Raw genomic sequence first — 410 nt, forward strand, 5'->3', positions numbered from 1 at the left:
GGAGAAGAATTGCCAGAGCCAGTCATTCGAAAAAGAAATTTAGAAGAGCAGGAATTATCCTATAAAGCAATTGGACTGTATTTATTATTTTTGTATCGTCTGGATAAAAGGCTTGAAGCACTTTACTGGGAAAAGGTGAGAGCAGAACTGAGTGATGCTGTTCATGAATCTTTGAAGCCGGAAGTCAAGAAAATGAAAAAGAAGTGCAGGAGCTGCGGAAAACCGTTATATTGGGAGCACCACTTTCCAATTTGTAATTTTTGTCATGAAAAACGCTATGATAGATGGTAAAAAGGAGTTCAACATAAGGGCTTCAAAGTTGAATAATTTTCCTCTTTGTAAGAAAATAGTTTTATTCGATTTTTTCGAAGACTCGATCGAAATAAATGCATAGAGGCTGTTAACATTTG

The 410-nt window shown here is 35.9% G+C and carries 1 pseudogene; it reads left to right on the forward strand.

The annotated features are described in order from the left end of the window. Positions 1–291, forward strand: a pseudogene (locus PZE06_RS26530) (RNA helicase); the annotation flags it as partial. Between the last annotated feature and the right edge of the window lie 119 nt (positions 292–410).

Source organism: Robertmurraya sp. DFI.2.37, from assembly GCF_029211245.1.
Taxonomy (GTDB): domain Bacteria; phylum Bacillota; class Bacilli; order Bacillales; family Cytobacillaceae; genus Robertmurraya; species Robertmurraya methanolica_A.